16 protein-coding genes, 3 tRNA genes and 2 pseudogenes are annotated in these 16,346 nt (G+C 47.2%); 15 read left to right on the top strand and 6 right to left on the bottom strand.

Features of this window, described 5'->3' with window-relative positions:
- Positions 1-190 precede the first annotated feature (190 nt).
- Complete coding sequence (locus tag AB1I50_RS08935) at positions 191-1,237, bottom strand: IS30 family transposase (RefSeq protein ID WP_407723623.1); 1,047 nt, start codon at positions 1,235-1,237, stop codon at positions 191-193.
- 180 nt (positions 1,238-1,417) lie between these two features.
- Between AB1I50_RS08935 and AB1I50_RS08940 the strand changes: the two are divergent.
- From AB1I50_RS08940 to AB1I50_RS08955, 4 genes and pseudogenes are all read left to right on the top strand, one after another.
- Positions 1,418-1,696, top strand: a pseudogene (locus tag AB1I50_RS08940) (RNA polymerase sigma factor); the annotation flags it as partial.
- Positions 1,697-1,808: 112 nt separating this feature from the next.
- Positions 1,809-1,940 (top strand): annotated as a pseudogene (locus AB1I50_RS08945) (hypothetical protein); the annotation flags it as partial.
- A gap of 42 nt (positions 1,941-1,982) precedes the next feature.
- Positions 1,983-2,891 carry a hypothetical protein gene (locus AB1I50_RS08950; RefSeq protein WP_407725350.1) on the top strand — a complete coding sequence of 303 codons (909 nt, stop codon included), beginning with the start codon at positions 1,983-1,985 and terminating at the stop codon, positions 2,889-2,891.
- Between the two features lie 26 nt (positions 2,892-2,917).
- Positions 2,918-3,574 (top strand): dockerin type I repeat-containing protein, encoded by a 657-nt coding sequence (locus AB1I50_RS08955; protein WP_407723703.1) that lies wholly within the window; start codon positions 2,918-2,920, stop codon positions 3,572-3,574.
- A gap of 262 nt (positions 3,575-3,836) precedes the next feature.
- Here the strand turns inward: AB1I50_RS08955 and AB1I50_RS08960 are convergent.
- Positions 3,837-3,921, bottom strand: a tRNA-Tyr gene (locus tag AB1I50_RS08960).
- A gap of 35 nt (positions 3,922-3,956) precedes the next feature.
- Positions 3,957-4,032 (bottom strand) — tRNA-Thr (locus AB1I50_RS08965).
- 158 nt (positions 4,033-4,190) lie between these two features.
- Between AB1I50_RS08965 and AB1I50_RS08970 the strand changes: the two genes are divergently transcribed.
- The 4 genes from AB1I50_RS08970 to AB1I50_RS08985 all read left to right on the top strand — a co-directional run bounded on the left by AB1I50_RS08970 (position 4,191) and on the right by AB1I50_RS08985 (position 7,381).
- A complete protein-coding gene (locus AB1I50_RS08970) occupies positions 4,191-4,583 on the top strand; it encodes a DUF5658 family protein (protein WP_407723704.1) in 393 nt (130 codons plus the stop codon).
- Positions 4,584-4,622: 39 nt separating this feature from the next.
- Positions 4,623-6,521: an ABC-F family ATP-binding cassette domain-containing protein gene (locus tag AB1I50_RS08975; protein WP_407723705.1), complete on the top strand. Its 1,899-nt coding sequence runs from the start codon at positions 4,623-4,625 to the stop codon at positions 6,519-6,521.
- Positions 6,522-6,660: 139 nt separating this feature from the next.
- Complete coding sequence (locus AB1I50_RS08980; protein WP_407723706.1) at positions 6,661-6,960, top strand: hypothetical protein; 300 nt, start codon at positions 6,661-6,663, stop codon at positions 6,958-6,960.
- 55 nt (positions 6,961-7,015) lie between these two features.
- On the top strand, positions 7,016-7,381 hold the full coding sequence (locus AB1I50_RS08985; protein WP_407723707.1) for an ACT domain-containing protein: 366 nt from the start codon (positions 7,016-7,018) through the stop codon (positions 7,379-7,381).
- Positions 7,382-7,437: 56 nt separating this feature from the next.
- Here the strand turns inward: AB1I50_RS08985 and AB1I50_RS08990 are convergent, their stop codons facing one another.
- Both AB1I50_RS08990 and AB1I50_RS08995 read right to left on the bottom strand, forming a co-directional pair.
- Complete coding sequence (locus AB1I50_RS08990; RefSeq protein WP_407723708.1) at positions 7,438-8,169, bottom strand: carbohydrate-binding protein; 732 nt, start codon at positions 8,167-8,169, stop codon at positions 7,438-7,440.
- Between the two features lie 686 nt (positions 8,170-8,855).
- Positions 8,856-8,932: transfer RNA gene (locus AB1I50_RS08995), tRNA-Arg, on the bottom strand.
- A gap of 197 nt (positions 8,933-9,129) precedes the next feature.
- On the opposite strand from AB1I50_RS08995, the gene AB1I50_RS09000 reads away from it, so the two are divergent.
- The 7 genes from AB1I50_RS09000 to AB1I50_RS09030 are packed head-to-tail and all read left to right on the top strand — an operon-like array spanning position 9,130 to position 15,128.
- Positions 9,130-9,765 (top strand): PAS domain-containing protein, encoded by a 636-nt coding sequence (locus AB1I50_RS09000; RefSeq protein WP_407723709.1) that lies wholly within the window; start codon positions 9,130-9,132, stop codon positions 9,763-9,765.
- A 19-nt stretch (positions 9,766-9,784) separates the two neighbouring features.
- Positions 9,785-11,338, top strand: coding sequence for an ATP-binding protein (locus AB1I50_RS09005; RefSeq protein WP_407723710.1), 1,554 nt, complete (start codon positions 9,785-9,787; stop codon positions 11,336-11,338).
- 26 nt (positions 11,339-11,364) lie between these two features.
- Positions 11,365-12,237, top strand: a complete 873-nt coding sequence (locus AB1I50_RS09010) for an APC family permease (protein ID WP_407723711.1) — start codon at positions 11,365-11,367, stop codon at positions 12,235-12,237.
- Between the two features lie 13 nt (positions 12,238-12,250).
- The gene (locus tag AB1I50_RS09015) at positions 12,251-13,738 is read left to right on the top strand and encodes an IS5 family transposase (protein WP_407723075.1); all 1,488 of its coding nucleotides are present in this window, start codon (positions 12,251-12,253) and stop codon (positions 13,736-13,738) included.
- Between the two features lie 16 nt (positions 13,739-13,754).
- Positions 13,755-14,459, top strand: a complete 705-nt coding sequence (locus AB1I50_RS09020; RefSeq protein WP_407725332.1) for an amino acid permease — start codon at positions 13,755-13,757, stop codon at positions 14,457-14,459.
- Positions 14,456-14,809, top strand: coding sequence for a response regulator (locus AB1I50_RS09025; protein ID WP_407723712.1), 354 nt, complete (start codon positions 14,456-14,458; stop codon positions 14,807-14,809). The genes AB1I50_RS09020 and AB1I50_RS09025 overlap by 4 nt, the downstream gene beginning before the upstream one ends.
- A gap of 46 nt (positions 14,810-14,855) precedes the next feature.
- Entirely contained in the window at positions 14,856-15,128 is a 273-nt protein-coding gene (locus AB1I50_RS09030; RefSeq protein WP_407723713.1) for an Hpt domain-containing protein, read from the top strand.
- A 95-nt stretch (positions 15,129-15,223) separates the two neighbouring features.
- Here the strand turns inward: AB1I50_RS09030 and AB1I50_RS09035 are convergent, their stop codons facing one another.
- Positions 15,224-16,198, bottom strand: coding sequence for a purine-nucleoside phosphorylase (locus AB1I50_RS09035; protein ID WP_407723714.1), 975 nt, complete (start codon positions 16,196-16,198; stop codon positions 15,224-15,226).
- Between the last annotated feature and the right edge of the window lie 148 nt (positions 16,199-16,346).

A 16,346-nucleotide genomic window follows, 5' to 3' on the forward strand; every position in this document is an offset into this window, starting at 1 on the left:
ATAACGGCAGGTGTAATAACTCTTATAAAATTTTTATAAGTGCTAACGTAAAATCGAAAGAATATTATTGCAAATTTTTTCGCAAATTGCAATAGCAAGTTGCAACATTTTTTGAGTCTGTAGTAGATCGCCGCGAGTTTTCCTCGCTCGTCGCTACGCTCCTCCCTCGAAAAACTCGCGGCGACGCGGCTCACGCGGCAGCATATATGCGGTCGAGTTCCTGCTCGAACAGCTCTTCCGGGGTTCTGTAGCCCAGAATCTTTCTGGGCAGGTTGTTGATCTTATCCGCAAAGTAGAGGATGTCGTCAGCGCTGTAGTCGTCAATGCTTTTGCCCTTCGGTATAAATCTGCGCAGCATTTTGTTGTGGCACTCGTTAGTTCCTTTTTCGTAGGACGAATACGGATGAGTGAAATATACGGCTATGCCTTTTGATTCAATCTGAGAGAGGTTAGCGAATTCGGATCCGTTATCACCGGTAATGCTTTTGAATACTTCATTGTATTTATCTCCGAACTGATCAATCAGAGCGGATAGCGCCTCATCTATCGCTTCGGCAGAGTGATTTCTCACCTTGATCCATATGGACTTTCTAAGCTTGCGCTCGACTATTGTCATCACCTGAGATTCGCCTTCGACCTTCCTGCCGATCACACTATCGATTTCCCAGTGTCCGAATTCTTCTCTGGTATCCACTATGTCAGGACGCTGCTCAATACTATTGCCGAGTTTTCGCTTGCTTTCTCGATCTTTCTTGGTTTTAGTCTTTCTCGACAGTTTCTCAGGCAAATCGATGTTCTTGATTCTAAGCAGACCTGAATCAACATAGTTATACAGCGTTTTGGTACACACCATTTCTTTAGAGGAAAACAGTCCGTTGGCTTTTGCGTGACCTACTGCGGCGTCCAACGACCATCCTTCATCGAAAAACTGATCTTCAACATATCTGAGAAACTTTGCAGTTTCAAGGCAACGGTAATTGCGGCAGCTGTTCTTGCGATGTTCACGATATGCTTCCTCGCCTTTGTCAGCCTTATATCTGGCTATCTTTCCGTTGTAGAGATATACCGTACCACGGTTGATCTCGTTTTTGATCGTGTTGTATGGTCTGCCAAGACTTTTGGCTATTGCGTAGATCGTCCACTTGTCCTCATTGAAGCGCACTTCAATTATGTGTCGTTCTTCAGAAGACAGGTGTTGATATTTCTTGTGTTCCGTGCTACAATTAGGGTTGTCCATAGTGATGATTCCTTTCGAATTGGTGAGCGTAAACTCAATTCTACTACAGAATTGTCCCTATGGACTATTTTTTTATTGTTGCAACCTCATTTTACAATGCGCCAAAAAAACTGCAAACCTTTTTTAAACTCCCGAGTCCTTTTTAATGAACAGGGCAAAAAAGAGGGAAGTGAGGATAAAATGAACAAACAGCCGAAATTCAAAATAGATAACGCAAAGCTCACCCGGCTTGTTGCCAAGGCGCAGGGCGGAAACCAAAAGGCACTTGACAAAGTTGTCAATATGGTGAGCGGATATATTTACTATTACTGCCTTACCCTGTTGGGAGATGAGGAGAAATCGAAGGACGCAGTACAGGATATTTTACTAACAATGCTGAAAAAGCTCGATTCGCTTGCCGATCCAAAGGCGTTTTTGGGCTGGATAAAAACAATCACATCAAATTATTGCAAAACAAAGCTGACTCGCTCAAAGGACAATTTAAGTCTTGACGAGGGCACGTGGGATTTTGCCGACGAAAACGAGCAAATCTGTCCGTCAAAGTCTGCGGAAACCTCCGAGGTTTGCGGATATGTCCGCAAAGCTGTCAAGGCTTTGCCTCAGCTTTTACGCGAGAGCGCCTCAGCTTTTACGCGAGAGCGTAATGATGTTTTACTTCAATCAAATGAGCGTAAAGGAAATCGCCGAAACCATGGAGTTAAACGAAAACACCGTCAAAAGCCGACTTCACTCGGCGCGCAAGACGATGAAAAAGCACCTCGAGCAGTACGGCGGAGCGGCTCTCGCTTCGTGCGCGGTACCGCCGATGTCGCTGGTATCTTTCAGCCTTATCGAGGGCGCGGAAACGCAGAAAAATATTCTCATTCCCTACGCTACTCAGTCAGGCGCGGTAAAGCTTGCCTCGATTAACCCGGTCAAGGCGGCAGGCTCTTTTCCGCTTAAGGCGGCGGCAATCGGAGCGGCGTGCGCTGTTGTAATCGGCGCGGCAGGAGCGGCTGCGGCGTCAGGTTCTTTCGGCGGCAATAATCCCAATCAAATGCCGAAGCCTAAGGAAAAAGTTTACAGCGTCCAGCAAACTACCGCTCAGCCAAAAACCGAAGCTCCGACAAACGCTTACAATACAGCGCCGTCCGCGGAAAATCGCGGAGGCTCCGATAACAAAAGCGGGAGCAAAGGTACAGAGCCTGCGCAAAATCAGGAATACACAAGGGTGCAGTCAACACCTCAAAGCTCTGCCGTGCAAAACACGGAACCGGCGGCAACCGCCGTGACTGAGACTACAGAATCCGATGAGAAAATCACGGCAACATTCAACATAAAGGTAGATAAACAGACTTTTTATGAGAATGCCGAAAAATTCTTCTGCGAAATCTATGACGAAACAGGAGGATATGTTGTCATAAATCGCGGTATTTTGAAACAATCGGGCAGCTCGGATACATGGAGATTTAGCTTTGACGAACAAATCCAGAAGGTTGTTATGTATTCCGGACGCAAGTACAGCATTACCTTTATTGACGACTGCGGCACGGCGACAGAACCGCTCACGATAGAATCGTTCGATACCGCAAAGGCGTACACCGCTGTTTATACGGGTAAGAAAGCCTACGACGAGGTTACGGGAACAACAAATTCGGTTTACAAGTGGACATAATGAAATTTTACGAAAGGATGTTATTTATGAAATCGACAATAAAAAAATATATCTGCGCGGCACTTGCAGCCACCGTAGCAATCACAATTATATGCGCAGGCTTTACAACAGCTTTTGCCGAGACTGCACATAAGTATATAAGCATTGAAATCGACAGCGAAACATTCAGGGATTTTGATAAGATGTTCTGTTATATTTACGACTTGACCGATGAGACGGAAGTCGCCAAATGGGGTTCAAAAAATGGTGCGATGACAAAGGATATTGATTCGGATATTTGGCGCTTTGACCTTGACGAACACGAAATTGAGCTTAATCCCGAGCACAAGTACACCGTTGTATTTTCATCCGACTGGAAGGCGCAAACCGAGGTGCTGACAATTTCTTCCTACGACAGCGCAAAGGACTACACCGCGGTTTTCTCGAACATTCTGACGTGGAAAAGCTTTAGCTATATTCCGGAATTTAAGTATATCTGGGCAGGCGAACCCCTGAACCGCGCCGCATACAGCGACATAAACAGCGACGGCAAGGTTGACGTTATCGACGCGGCAGTTATCCAAAAATACACTTCCGGCAGGACTGAGCTCAACGATGAGCAGCTTGCGGTGTCCGACGTAAACGCCGACGGCACGGTTGATATCCTCGACGCGGCTGAAATTCAAAAGTACGCCGCGGAGTAAAGTTGAAAATATATTAATTTAGGCGGACTTTGATTAGTCCGCCTTTTTATATGAATATAGGTGGGAGAAGGTTGCGCTTCTGCTTTACAAAACTTCCTACGCGCCACTTGCGGTGTGTTAAGTGGGAAACCGCGCGCTTACCGCTCTCCTTAAAAACGTCACACTGTGACGTTTTTGCCTCGCTGTGCTCGGCACAGTCGCCTTCGAATCCACCTTCTTTTTTTCACGAAAAAACAGAGTACGTAATACGTACTCTGTTTTTTGGTGGGAGAAGGTGGATTCGAACCACCGAAGCGAAGCGCAACAGATTTACAGTCTGCCCCCTTTGGCCACTCGGGAATTCTCCCATATGTAAAGCCTACCTCTTACCAAGTAGGCTTCTTGGAGCTGGTGGACGGACTTGAACCCCCGACCTGCTGATTACAAATCAGCTGCTCTACCAACTGAGCTACACCAGCAAATAAATTTTAGTGCCTAATTAATATATCACAAACTGCGTGAGTTGTCAACACTTTTTTCAAAAAACCTCATTCGCGTTTTTATCCTTTTCGCGTTTTGCCTATGAATTAATCGCGCTTTAGCGGCTAAACTAATAAAAAAGTTTGGAGGTTATGCCGTGGGTATCAAACAAAATGTGTTGCCTGTGGATTTATCGGGCAAGATTTCACCGTCGAGCGCAAAAAGGGGCTTTAGCTTTTACGAAAAGCTCGCTTTTTTGTATCTTCTCAATTTAATCGACTGGCTGTGCACCGAGGCTCTGCTGCTGAGCGGAAGATTTTATGAGGCGAATCCGCTTATGAGCGGCTTAATCACGGGCTTTTGGTCGGCTTTTATAATCAAGGCTGTCCTGCCGCTCGGTATGATTTTTATTTGCAGCGTGATTTACAGGCTGTCAGGCGGAGTAGAAAGCCTTGCCGCCGACATCATTATTTACATCGGAATTGCCCTCTACGCGCTCGTAAACCTTTGGCATATTTTTAATTTTGTATTGCTCTTTTTCGTTTTTTAAGGTACAATAACAGGGTAAACTTTTGAAAGGAGCGAGTGTATGCCGTCGTTATCTGTCAGGAATTTAGAGGTTACCTTTGTTGACAGAACGCTGTTTAAGGGCGTCAGCTTTGACGTTGAAGCGCGCGATAAAATGGGCTTTATCGGTGCGAACGGCGTAGGAAAAACCACGCTGTTCAGGGTGCTGAGCGGAGAGCTTTCGCCCACATCGGGAACCGTCGCGTTTGAGAAAAACACGCGCGTGGGATATATGGAACAACATTCCTGCAAAAATCCCGAGGTCAGCGTTTTTGACGAGCTCGTGTCGGTGTTCGGTTACTTAATGGACGTCGAGCGCGAAACCGCTGAGGTCACCGCCGCGATAGAGAACAAAAGCGGCGATTTAAGCTCGCTCGTTGAGCGGCAGACCGCGCTGATTGAGGAGTACGAAAACCGCGGCGGACTTACCTACAAAAGCCGCACGCGATCGGCGCTGCTCGGCCTTGGATTTTCGGAAAAGGACTTTGATATGCAGGTCGGCAGTCTCAGCGGAGGACAGCGCTCAAAGCTCTGCCTTGCAAAGCTGTTGCTTTCCGAGAGCAATTTCCTGCTCCTTGACGAGCCGACAAACCACCTCGACATCAAGTCCGTAGGCTGGCTCGAGGACTTTCTGCGCGATTTCAAGGGCGCTATGATTATCATCAGCCACGACCGTTACTTCCTCGACAACGTAACCAACAAAACCGTTGAGCTCGAGCACCAAAAGGCGATGTGCTACAAGGGCGCATACTCCGAATTTGTTAAGAAAAAGCAGGCGTACAACGAGTCGCTGAAAAATAAATATGAAAACGACATCAAGGAGATTAAGCGAATCGAGGGGATTGTCGAGCAGCAAAAGCGCTGGGGCAGAGAGCGAAACTTCATCACCGCCGCAAGCCGTCAAAAGGAAGCCGACCGTATCAAGGCTCAGCTTGTCGCTCCCGACAGCGAGGTTGAGACAATGCGAATCCGCTTTGAGCCGAAGTTCGAGAGCGGAAATGACGTTTTAATCTGCCGCAATATCGAAAAAGCCTTTGGCGAAAAACAGCTTTTCACCGACGTAAACATACATATCCGCAAGGGTGAGCGCGTGTTCATCCTCGGAGAAAACGGCTGCGGAAAAACCACTCTTTTTAAAATCCTGACCGGAAAAATTCCGCAGGATAGGGGAGAGTTTGAGTACGGCGCAAACGTAATGCCCGGCTACTTCGACCAAATGCAGCAGAACCTCGACCTCAGCAAAACCGCGATTGACGAGGTGTGGGACAGGTTCCCGAACCTTACGCAAACCGAGGTGCGCTCGGCGTTGGCGGCGTTCTTGTTCAAGGGCGACGATGTGTTCAAGCCGCTTTCAAAGATGAGCGGCGGCGAACGTGCGAGGGTGTCGCTCTTAAAGCTGATGTTGCAGGGCAGTAACTTCCTGCTCCTTGACGAGCCGACAAACCACCTTGACGCTGCCTCACGTGAGGAGCTCGAAAATACCCTGCTCGAATACGGCGGAACCCTGCTGATTATCAGCCACGACCGTTACTTTATCAACAAGCTTGCCGACCGTGTACTCGCGCTCGACAAAAACGGCGTTAAGGAGTACCTCGGCAACTACGATTATTATTTTGAGCATGTTAAGACGGAAAATCAGGCAGAGACTTCCACCGAGCAAAAGCCTAAGCAAAAACCTCAAAACGAGTACTTTTTGAACAAGCAAAGGGCGAGCGAGGAACGCAAGCGTCAGACAAAGCTGAAAAAGACCGAGGCAGAGATTGAACGCCTTGACGGCGAGATTGAGAGGGTATCCGCTCTGCTCGCTACCGAGGAGGTCGCGAGCGATTACGAAAGGCTGATTGAGCTGACAAATGAGCTTGAACAGCTGAATTCCGAGCAGGAAAAGCAGTACGAAATCTGGGAGGAGCTGTCGGATTAAACGGTGCCAAGCCACTGACCGCTTGATTTTTACTTAAAAATATGATATAATCCCAATCAATGTGAGCAGCACTAAGGCGTAAGTCCGGCATTTTCCGGGCTTACGCCTTTTTTGCGTTTGATTAAAACGGAGGTATTTTATGGATAACAAAATGGCGGTAATGCTCGTCGGCAAGCTTATGCTCAAAATGGGCTTGCCGATTATAATTTCAATGATGCTCCAGGCGCTCGACAAGGGCTTATCTTCGCTGATTATATCGCTCTTGCGCCAGCTTGTGCTTGTTCTGCCTGTCGCGTGGCTGTTCTCGGGCTTTGTAAACGGCGATTTAAGCAACGCATGGCTAATCTGGCTGACCTTCCCGGTTGCGGAGCTTATCACCGCTGCGGTTGCGGTTTTGCTAATGAAGCCTGCATACAAAAAGACCGTCAAAACTCTGTAGTTTACATTTCGCCGTTGTTTTTGTATAATAGTATAAAACGAACGGAGAATTTATTATGAAGCTTAAATTTTTTGATTATGATTTTACCTTGTGCAAGCTCACCGATGGAGCCGAGTTAAAGCCCGGTGGTGAAATTTATTTTATCGGCAAAACCGATGAGGAGTTCTCGCTTGTATGCGAGACAGAGAACGTTCCCGAAAACACGCTCGAGCGTGAGGATGGCTGGCGCGCCTTTAGGATCGAGGGCGTGCTCGACTTTTCACTGACAGGAATTTTGTCGAAGGTGTCGGCGGTTTTGGCGGAAAACAAAATCGGAATTTTCGCTGTATCGACCTACAATACCGACTACATTTTGGTAAAGAGTGAAAATGTAAACAAGGCGAAAAAGGCGCTCTCTGACAGCGGATATGAAATCATTTAAAACAAGAACAGCCCTTTCGGAATTAACCGAAAAGGCTGTTTTATTATGGATTAAAATTAGTGGTGGATGCAGTAAGAAAAGTCGTAGTTTGCGCCGAAGTTGTTAGCCCAGTACTCAGTGCCGTTTACCTGATAGCAAATTGCATACTGGAAATCAGAACCGTTAGCGTTTACCTTTGTGCTCCATGTCTCAGAACCGTTAGCGTTTGTCTGAACATAGTTAAGCGCCTTGTCCTGATAAGACTTCCAACCGTCGGTTGTGTATCTTACGAATACATTTTTGTGGTAAGCGTAATTCTGGAGAACCGCGTTAATCTGATAATTCTCGGTGTTGTACTGGTAACCGAGTCTTTCAACAGCTACGGGAGCTGTGCCGACAACATCGCTGCCTGTGTAATCCTTGCCGTTGTTGTTGTCCCAGATAATCCGGCCGTCAGCCTCGTACTTGATTGCATACTTGCAGTTGAAGCTCGAGAAGCTCGCCTTCCAAATCTTTGAACCGTCGTTGAGCGAGGTAACATAAGCTGCAGTTGTATCCTGCCAACCCATAGTGTCGAGGTAGTTGTAGTGGATAGTTACCGTCTGGTTATTTGCATTATCGTTTGTCTTAACATAAACCTCGTAGGTTGCGCCGCCGTACTTTGAGAACGATACGCTTGAAGAATACAGGCTTACTCTGTCGGTTGCAGCGCTTGCTGTAGCCGTACCTGCAATAGCGAATGCTCCGAGAAACATAACGAGCGATAAAACGATTGCTGTAATTTTAGAAGCTTTACTTGTCTTTGTCATAAAATATTCCTCCCCAAAAATATAAACATGTTCCGCGGCAGCATGCCGAAAACATCATATGTATTTTCTTGCTGCCGCCTTAGAGCAAAAATATATTAGCAGAAATGAATTTAAAAATCAAGCAAAATCATAATGTTCTAAAATTTATTCACGTTTAACTAATAAAAGGCTGTGCTTTTGTTTAAAATGCGCATATTTTAGAGAGTGTGCACAAAAAGTCAAAATAGTATTTGTTTAATGTGCTGTTAGTAAAAAGGTGGTATTTAAACAAGAAATCATAAATAAATCTGCTGTTATGACTGCATATGACACGTGTTGGAACGCCCGTTCAAATCCCTTTGGTTGCTTACGCAACCCGCCCAAAGTACGTTCCTGCTTGCGAAGCGTTTCAGCTCGTTTGTTGCGGCGTGTGGGGAGTAGAGGTTGGTGTAGCTCGTCGGGCTAAAAACAGTGCACTGCACTGTTTTTTTAACGCCCGTTCAAATCCCTTTGGTTGCTTACGCAACCCGCCCAAAGTACGTTCCTGCTTGCGAAGCGTTTCAGCTCGTTTGTTGCGGCGTGTGGGGAGTAGAGGTTGGTGTAGCTCGTCGGGCTAAAAACAGTGCACTGCACTGTTTTTTTAACGCCCGTTCAAATCCCTTTGGGCAAAACAAATCAGAGTACCGAATGGTACTCTGATTTGTTTTTGGCCCGCCCAAAGGGATTTGAACCCCCGATCTCCGGAATCGGAATCCGTTGCGTTATCCAGCTGCGCCATGGGCGGATATTTCTCTTAAATTCTATTTTACTATAAATCCGGAAAAATATCAATATCAAATACTCCGAATTAACAAACTCATTTCGGTTACGCGGACATTTTGTGATTACCTCATATTAAATTGCTGATTTGTGTTGTCTCTTTTTGTCAATATGTATTATAATAAATAATGTATAATTTTTGGGTTTTATACGGTGATATAAATGAAAAATGACAATCAATTTTTTACAGGGAAAGATTTCTCTTCCTCAATAGAATGGATAGGCGAGCAGATCCCGGGCGGATTTTTTATCTACCGCGCTGATGAGAGCACCGAGATTTTGTACGCCAACGGCGCTGTATTCAAGATTTTCGGCTGTGCCGACCTCGATGAGTTCAAGGGGCTTACAGGCTTTACCTTCAGGGGAATGGTGCACCCGGACGATTATGAAGAGGTCGACCGCTCCATTACCAATCAGATTTCATCCGAGAGCAGCGAAAACCGCGATTACGTTACCTACCGAATTATCCGCCGCGACGGAAGCATAAGAAGGGTGGAGGATTACGGCCACTTTGCAGGCTTTCCGGGTTACGGCGAGGTGTTCTACGTTTTTATCGGAGATATTACGGAAAATTACCTCGCTCAGCAGGAGGATTACCGCCGCTCAAACGTATACACCGCAACAATGGAGCGTTACGCCTCCGCCGCGGATAACAGCCTTTCCGCCTGCATAATCAACCTCTCCTCGGGAGTGATTGAGGAGGTAAAGGGAATCGACCTTTACAGCTCAGACCGTGTAGGCGCTGACAAGGACGGCTTTTACAATTCGCGGTTGAACAGCTTTCGAAAACGAGTATAACAACGAAAAGGCGTCTGAGGTGCAGGTGCTTGTTCAGCAGTACGATATGGTTGCCTATATCGTCGACAACAACTACAGCGTTGTTATAGGCGACGCCGAAAAAATCGGAAAGGGCAGTATTTTCCCCAAGAGCCGCAACGGCGTTTACACCGACTATATCCGCGACTATGTGCTTGAATCCGCCTACACCGAGGCTCACGATATCGACGAACTGAAATCCGCGCTGTCGGTTGATGAGATTGAAAAGAACCTCGAAAATAACGAATCCTACACCGTAAACGTAGTCTGCCGTATCGACGGCGATATCTACTACAAGCGGTTTACATACTACGCCGTTGACAAGGACACAAAGTTTTATCTTCTGCTCAAATCCGACGTCACGGACGTTCTGCGCCATGAGCACGAGCAAAACGAAATCCTTGCCGACGCGCTGAAATCCGCAGAGCAGGCGAACGCCGCAAAGACCTCGTTCCTCTCGAATATGAGCCACGAAATCAGAACCCCGATGAACGCCATCATCGGACTTAACAGCATTGCGCTCAGGGACAAGGATTTGTCGCAGCAGACCAGAGATTACCTCATAAAAATCGGTGAAAGCGCCGGACACCTGCTCAACCTTATCAATGATATTCTCGATATGAGCCGCATAGAGTCGGGAAGAATGACTCTGCGCAAGGAGGAGTTCCTCTTCGGCTCGGTAATCGAACAGATTAAAATTATGACGCAGTCGCAGTGCCGCGACAAGGGGCTTGAGTTTGAGTTTATATACAGCTGCGATACCGAGGAATGGTACTTTGGCGACGACACAAAGCTAAAACAGATTATAATAAACATCCTATCGAATGCGATAAAGTTTACCAATCCGCCCGGAAAGGTGACGTTTATGGTTGAAAAGGTCGCGTACTTTGACAGCCAATCAACCATCAGGTTTACAATCAAGGACACGGGAATCGGTATGGACGAGAGCTTCCTGCCGAACATTTTTGACGCATTCACTCAGGAGGATTCGAGCCGCAGTAACCGCTACGGCAGCACAGGCCTCGGAATGGCGATTACCAAAAATATCGTCGAGATGATGAACGGCAGTATTACCGTTGATTCCAAAAAGGGCGTGGGCTCAACCTTCAAGGTAACCGTTACGCTAAAGGATTGCGACAGACCGGGCAACAAAAAGGAGTTTGATCCCAACCTTGTAAAGGCGCTTGTTATCGACGATGACGAAATCGCGCTTAAGAACACAAGCCTTGTTTTGGAGAATATCGGAATTTCCTGCGACACAGTTGCATCGGGAGCGGAAGCGCTAAAGGCTATGGAGATTAATCACGCAAAGCACGAGCCGTACAACCTTGTGTTTGTCGACTGGAAAATGCCCGACCGCAACGGGCTCGAATCGACCGTGGCAATCCGCGGACTTGACCGCGTTGACGCGCGTAAAATACCGATTATCGCGCTTACGGCAAACGCCTTTGACGAGGATGTTAAGCGTTCGCTCCAGGTGGGAATGAACGCTCATCTGTCAAAGCCTGTCGAGCCGAGCCGGCTTTATTCAACACTTGAAGAACTGATTGATTAACAGCAACTTACTGTCGGGAGAAACCAATGATTAAAATTTTCGGAAAATTCAGGGAAAAGCCCGGAATGACAAAATACCTTTCAATGCCTGCGGTATGGGCACTGTCGTTCGGCTGTGCAGTGGGCTGGGGAGCCTTTGTAATGCCGGGAACGACCTTTTTGCCTGCCGCCGGACCGTGGGGAACGGTTATCGGACTGGCAATCGGCACTTTGATAATGTCAGCCATCGGCGTTAACTACTACTGCCTGATGAGAAGATATCCAGGTCCGGGAGGCTCGTACATCTACGCCAACAAGATTCTCGGCCACGACCACGGCTTTATCTGCGCGTGGATGCTTTTGCTCGCATACATCGCTGTCGCCTGGGCAAACGCCACGGCGCTGTCGCTTATTGTGCGGTGTCTGTTCGGAGATGTTTTCTGCTTCGGCTTTTCGTACGAGATTGCAGGCTACACCGTCTATATGGGTGAGGTTTTGCTTTCGTTCGGGCTGATATCCGCGGCGACGCTTATCTGCATTTTCAGCAAGCGCGTGGCAAAATGGTTCCAGCTCATATTTGCGCTCGGGCTGTTTTTGCTCGTATGCGCCTGCTTCACTGCTGTTGTGCTCCATCGCGGAGGTATTTCGGGAATCGAGCCTGCGTTTGCACAGAACAGATCGCCTGTTATGCAGGTGCTTGGAATTGCAATTTTAGGGCCGTGGGCGTTTATCGGCTTTGAATCAATCTCACATTCGTCGGGAGAATTCAGGCTTTCGAACAAAAAAATTCTGCCTGTAATTAGTCACTGCCTTCAAAACAAGCAATCAGTAAAATTCTCGATAAACAGTGCATTTTTCATCGAAATGTGCTATAATAAGTGCAAGAAAATAATCAAGAGCAATAAAAAAGCTTGCACTTAAGTTAGAGGACAGTATGTATAAGTTCCATAGAAATCAACAAATGAGTTTTACAGATTTCAATCAGCCCGCAGGGATGCAGATGGATCCTGAGAACCGCTGGGTAAAGAAGGCTGCGAGTATACCGTGGTACGACATCGAGATAAAATATGCCGCGCTGTTTCCGAGCGAGACCGGTATGCCGGCAAAACCTTTACAAACAGCTCTCGGGTCGCTGATGATCCAGAAGAAATATGATTATTCCGACCGTGAGCTTGTCGAGCAAATCAAGGAGAATGCCTACTACCAATACTTTATCGGACTTCCGGGATATTCTTATGAAGCGCCTTTTGCGCCGTCACTTTTGGTAGAGTTTCGCAAACGTCTGACAGATGACATCCTTGAAGACATCAACGAAATGATGATCCAATTCAATCTGCCTGAAAACAATGAAGACGATGATTCGGATAACAACAGTCACTCCGATGGCGGCGAGGATGCTGAAAGCAAAGAGAATGAGAAATCCGAAGCAGACAACAAAGGCACATTGATTCTTGACGCTACCTGTGCTCCTCAGAACATCTCTTACCCGCAGGACATCAATCTGCTGAACGAGGCAAGAGAAAATCTTGAATCCATCATAGACGATATCTGCTATACCTACAATTTTTACAAGCCAAGGATGTATCGCAAAAACGCGAGAAAAGATTATCTGAATTTGGCGAAATGCAAAAAGCGTACCAAGAAAAAGATCCGCAAGGCGATCAAGCAGCAGCTTCAGTATATTCGTCGAGACCTCGGCTATATCGATATGTTTGTATTAGCCAACGGAGTAGTTCTTACCGAAAAGCAAGCCAAGCGGTTAACGGTCATCAAAGAGCTGTATGAACAGCAAAAGTACATGTATGACAACAATGTTCACAGCGTCAAAGACCGCATCGTCAGTATTTCTCAGCCGTATATCCGACCCATCGTGCGCGGCAAAGCAAAAGCTCCGGTAGAATTCGGTGCAAAGCTGGATATGAGCATTGATGAAAACGGATTCGCACGGTTAGAGAGATTATCCTTTGACGCTTACAATGAAGCGGATGTGCTCATCTCGGCAATAGAGAGATACCGCAAGCGAACCGGACGCTATCCCGAAAGGGTGCTGGTCGATCAGATATACCGCAATCGGAACAACAGAGCTTTCTGCAAGAGCAAGGGTATCCGTATATCCGGTCCGGCTTTGGGGCGTCCAAAAAAAGAACCGACGCCGGAGGAACGCAAAACTGCATACAGTGATAACACGGATCGTATCGAAGTCGAGCGAGGCTTCAGCCTCGCAAAGAGATGCTGCGGCTTGGGACTCATCAGAACGAAGCTCGATACAACGACCCGTTGTTCCATTGCGCTTTCCCTACTGGTATTGAACCTCGAAAAATTAGCAAGAGGTTCTTTGCGCCGATTTTTGGGATTCCTGTACGACGTAATATCAATGCTGCTGAAGCTGAAAAATAACCTCATATCCGTTTCGTGCGGTTAATGAGCAGAGACTAATTATAGTTTCAACAATTACAATTTCACTCACATATATTATGCTGACGCTCTGCGCGTCTATGGCAGTGCCCGACGGCTTTAACGGCTGGGGAGATTACATCAAGGCTCTCGCAAGCCTTGACGGAATTAAGCAAATCCCGACCTTCTTCGCCGCGCGCGAAGCCATGGGCGATACGGGCGTTGCAATGCTCGGCATAGCCGCGTTCTGCGGAATTGCCACGGGCGTAATCGGCAATTTCGTAGCGCTCAGCCGTCTGATTTGCTCGATGGCGGACGATGAAATTCCGCCGAAGGCGTTTAAAAAGCGCAACAAAAAAGGTGTGCCGTGGTTTGCAATTTTGATGGTTGCGGCTGTTTCGCTTATTATTCCGTTTTTGGGCAGAACCGCAATCGGCTGGATTGTCGACGTAACCACAGTCGGAGCGGTTATAGTTTACGCGTATATTTCAATCTGCGCTTTCGTGCTCGGAAAAAGGCATAAAAAAGCCGTAGAAATGATTTTCGGACTGATCGGCGCGGTTATCTCGGTATTATTTGTCGGCTACTTTCTGCTTCCCGAAATCAACACAAGGGGAAGGCTGTCGGCGGCTTCGTTCTTCATTCTGATTATCCGGAGCATACTCGGAATTCTGCTTTTCCGCTCGGTAATCAAGCGCGACAAAACCAGAAGCTACGGCAAAAGCCAGATTGTTCCGCTGATATTATGATTAACCGCGAAATCGCGCTTGAAATTCTAAAGCGCGGCGGACTTGAAGCTGACTGTGCCGAGGACGGACAGGTCGCGGTAGATATAATTTCTTCCGCCGAGCCGGATAAATACGACATAATTCTTATGGATATTCAAATGCCCGTAATGAACGGCTACGAGGCGGCACAGCACATCCGCGCAATGGACGGCAGGCGTTCGCAAATCCCGATTATCGCGCTTACGGCGAACACCTTTGAATCCGACAAGGCTGACGCTAAAAACGCCGGAATGAACGCGCACGTTGCAAAGCCGTTCGACCCCGAGGATTTGTACGCCGTGATTGCTAAATGTTTAACCAAAGCTGATTAAATTAAGTACGGAGGTATAGTATGATTACCATAGACGGATTAAAAAAATGGGAGTTAACACGGACGAAGGACTGTCGCGCTGTATGGGCAGCGAGCAGTTCTATATCAAGCTTGTAAATATGATTCCCGACGAGCAGGGCTTTGACAAGCTCAAAGCCGCGACTGAGGCAGGCGATTTGCAGGCAGGCTTTGAGGCTGCCCACGCTCTTAAGGGTGTGCTCGGCAATTTGTCGCTCACAAAAATGTTTGACAAATGCTCCGAGCTTACCGAGCTTTTAAGAGCAAAAACCGAGACGGACTACGCTCCGTTAGTTGACTAGCTGCTATCAATGCGCGACGAGCTAAAGGCGCTCAGGGACAATTAAACAGCAAAAAGAAATGCACCCGTGTCAGGGTGCATTTTTGTTATAGATATTTACATTTTTGAGAGCAGTCCGCTTACCAGAACCGCAAAGTTTTTAGAGGAATTGTTAGAGGAATTCTGCACTTCCTCGTGAGAGATTTTATCCTGCATACCTGCCGCCATATTCGTAATGCAGCTTATCGAGCACACGCGCATTCCCATATGTCTTGCGGCGATTGTCTCGACCACCGTGCTCATTCCTACCGTGTCAGCGCCGAGGCTGCGGTACATCTTAATTTCTGTAGGGGATTCGTACTGAGGGCCTGTAACCTGAATCATTACGCCCTTGTGAATCGGGATTTTGTTTTGATTTGCGATGTTCTCGACGATGGTATTTAAATCCTTGTCAAATGCGTCTGTCATATCAACAAAACGGTCGCCAAGCTTGTCGATATTCTCACCGACCAGCGGAGAAGGAACAAAGCTCGAAATATAATCCTCGTTCAGCACAAAGTCGCCCACGCTGTAATCGGCGTTAATCGCGCCGACTGCGTTTGTCAGAACAGCCGTCTTTGCGCCGAGCAGGTGAATTACGCGAAGGGGAAGAACAACCTCGTGAATATCATAGCCCTCATAGTAGTGAACCCTGCCGTTCATTATTACGACCTTTTTGCCCTCAATCTCACAGAAAATCAGCGTGCCGTCGTGACCAGCAACGGTCGATACGGGAAAGCCCTTAATCTCGCTGTATGGAATTTCGGTAATGACTTTGAGCTTGTCGGCGTAATCGCCCAAGCCGCTGCCCAATACCAGCGCGATGTCGGGCACAAAATCTGTCTTTTCGCGAATTTGCTTAACGCAGTTTTCCAAGCGCGAGTAGTAGTCGTCCGCGTCAAACTCAACCTGAACATTCTTCCATTGGTCGCCATCGGTCGTGGATTGCTCGCTGCTCGAGGATTGCTCGATGTTTGAGGATTGTTCACTGTTCGAGGGTTGCTCGCCATTTGCCGCGCAACCGCCGAAAATAAACACGAGCGAGATAATCATTAAAATTGATAAAACTTTTTTTATAGCCGCCTCCGTCGATTTATTGTCAAGAAAAATTAAAGGCAACGCCGTACAATTTGCAAAATAAATTGTGAGGTGTTGCCCTGATTTTATTATAAGTGTTTTTGCGGAAATGTCAACAACAAGA

Origin of the sequence: Ruminococcus sp. NATIVEDY161 (assembly GCF_045819895.1) — a bacterium.
In the GTDB taxonomy this organism is placed as follows: Bacteria; Bacillota; Clostridia; order Oscillospirales; family Acutalibacteraceae; genus Ruminococcoides.

Excerpts from the sequence above, each read along its gene's own strand:
- AB1I50_RS08935 (WP_407723623.1), bottom strand. The coding sequence starts at position 1,237 with ATGGACAACCCTAATTGTAGCACGGAACACAAGAAATATCAACACCTG.
- AB1I50_RS08950 (WP_407725350.1), top strand. The coding sequence starts at position 1,983 with ATGAAAAAGCACCTCGAGCAGTACGGCGGAGCGGCTCTCGCTTCGTGC.
- AB1I50_RS08955 (WP_407723703.1), top strand. The coding sequence starts at position 2,918 with ATGAAATCGACAATAAAAAAATATATCTGCGCGGCACTTGCAGCCACC.
- AB1I50_RS08975 (WP_407723705.1), top strand. The coding sequence starts at position 4,623 with ATGCCGTCGTTATCTGTCAGGAATTTAGAGGTTACCTTTGTTGACAGA.
- AB1I50_RS08980 (WP_407723706.1), top strand. The coding sequence starts at position 6,661 with ATGGATAACAAAATGGCGGTAATGCTCGTCGGCAAGCTTATGCTCAAA.
- AB1I50_RS08985 (WP_407723707.1), top strand. The coding sequence starts at position 7,016 with ATGAAGCTTAAATTTTTTGATTATGATTTTACCTTGTGCAAGCTCACC.
- AB1I50_RS08990 (WP_407723708.1), bottom strand. The coding sequence starts at position 8,169 with ATGACAAAGACAAGTAAAGCTTCTAAAATTACAGCAATCGTTTTATCG.
- AB1I50_RS09000 (WP_407723709.1), top strand. The coding sequence starts at position 9,130 with ATGAAAAATGACAATCAATTTTTTACAGGGAAAGATTTCTCTTCCTCA.
- AB1I50_RS09010 (WP_407723711.1), top strand. The coding sequence starts at position 11,365 with ATGATTAAAATTTTCGGAAAATTCAGGGAAAAGCCCGGAATGACAAAA.
- AB1I50_RS09015 (WP_407723075.1), top strand. The coding sequence starts at position 12,251 with ATGTATAAGTTCCATAGAAATCAACAAATGAGTTTTACAGATTTCAAT.
- AB1I50_RS09025 (WP_407723712.1), top strand. The coding sequence starts at position 14,456 with ATGATTAACCGCGAAATCGCGCTTGAAATTCTAAAGCGCGGCGGACTT.
- AB1I50_RS09030 (WP_407723713.1), top strand. The coding sequence starts at position 14,856 with ATGGGAGTTAACACGGACGAAGGACTGTCGCGCTGTATGGGCAGCGAG.
- AB1I50_RS09035 (WP_407723714.1), bottom strand. The coding sequence starts at position 16,198 with ATGATTATCTCGCTCGTGTTTATTTTCGGCGGTTGCGCGGCAAATGGC.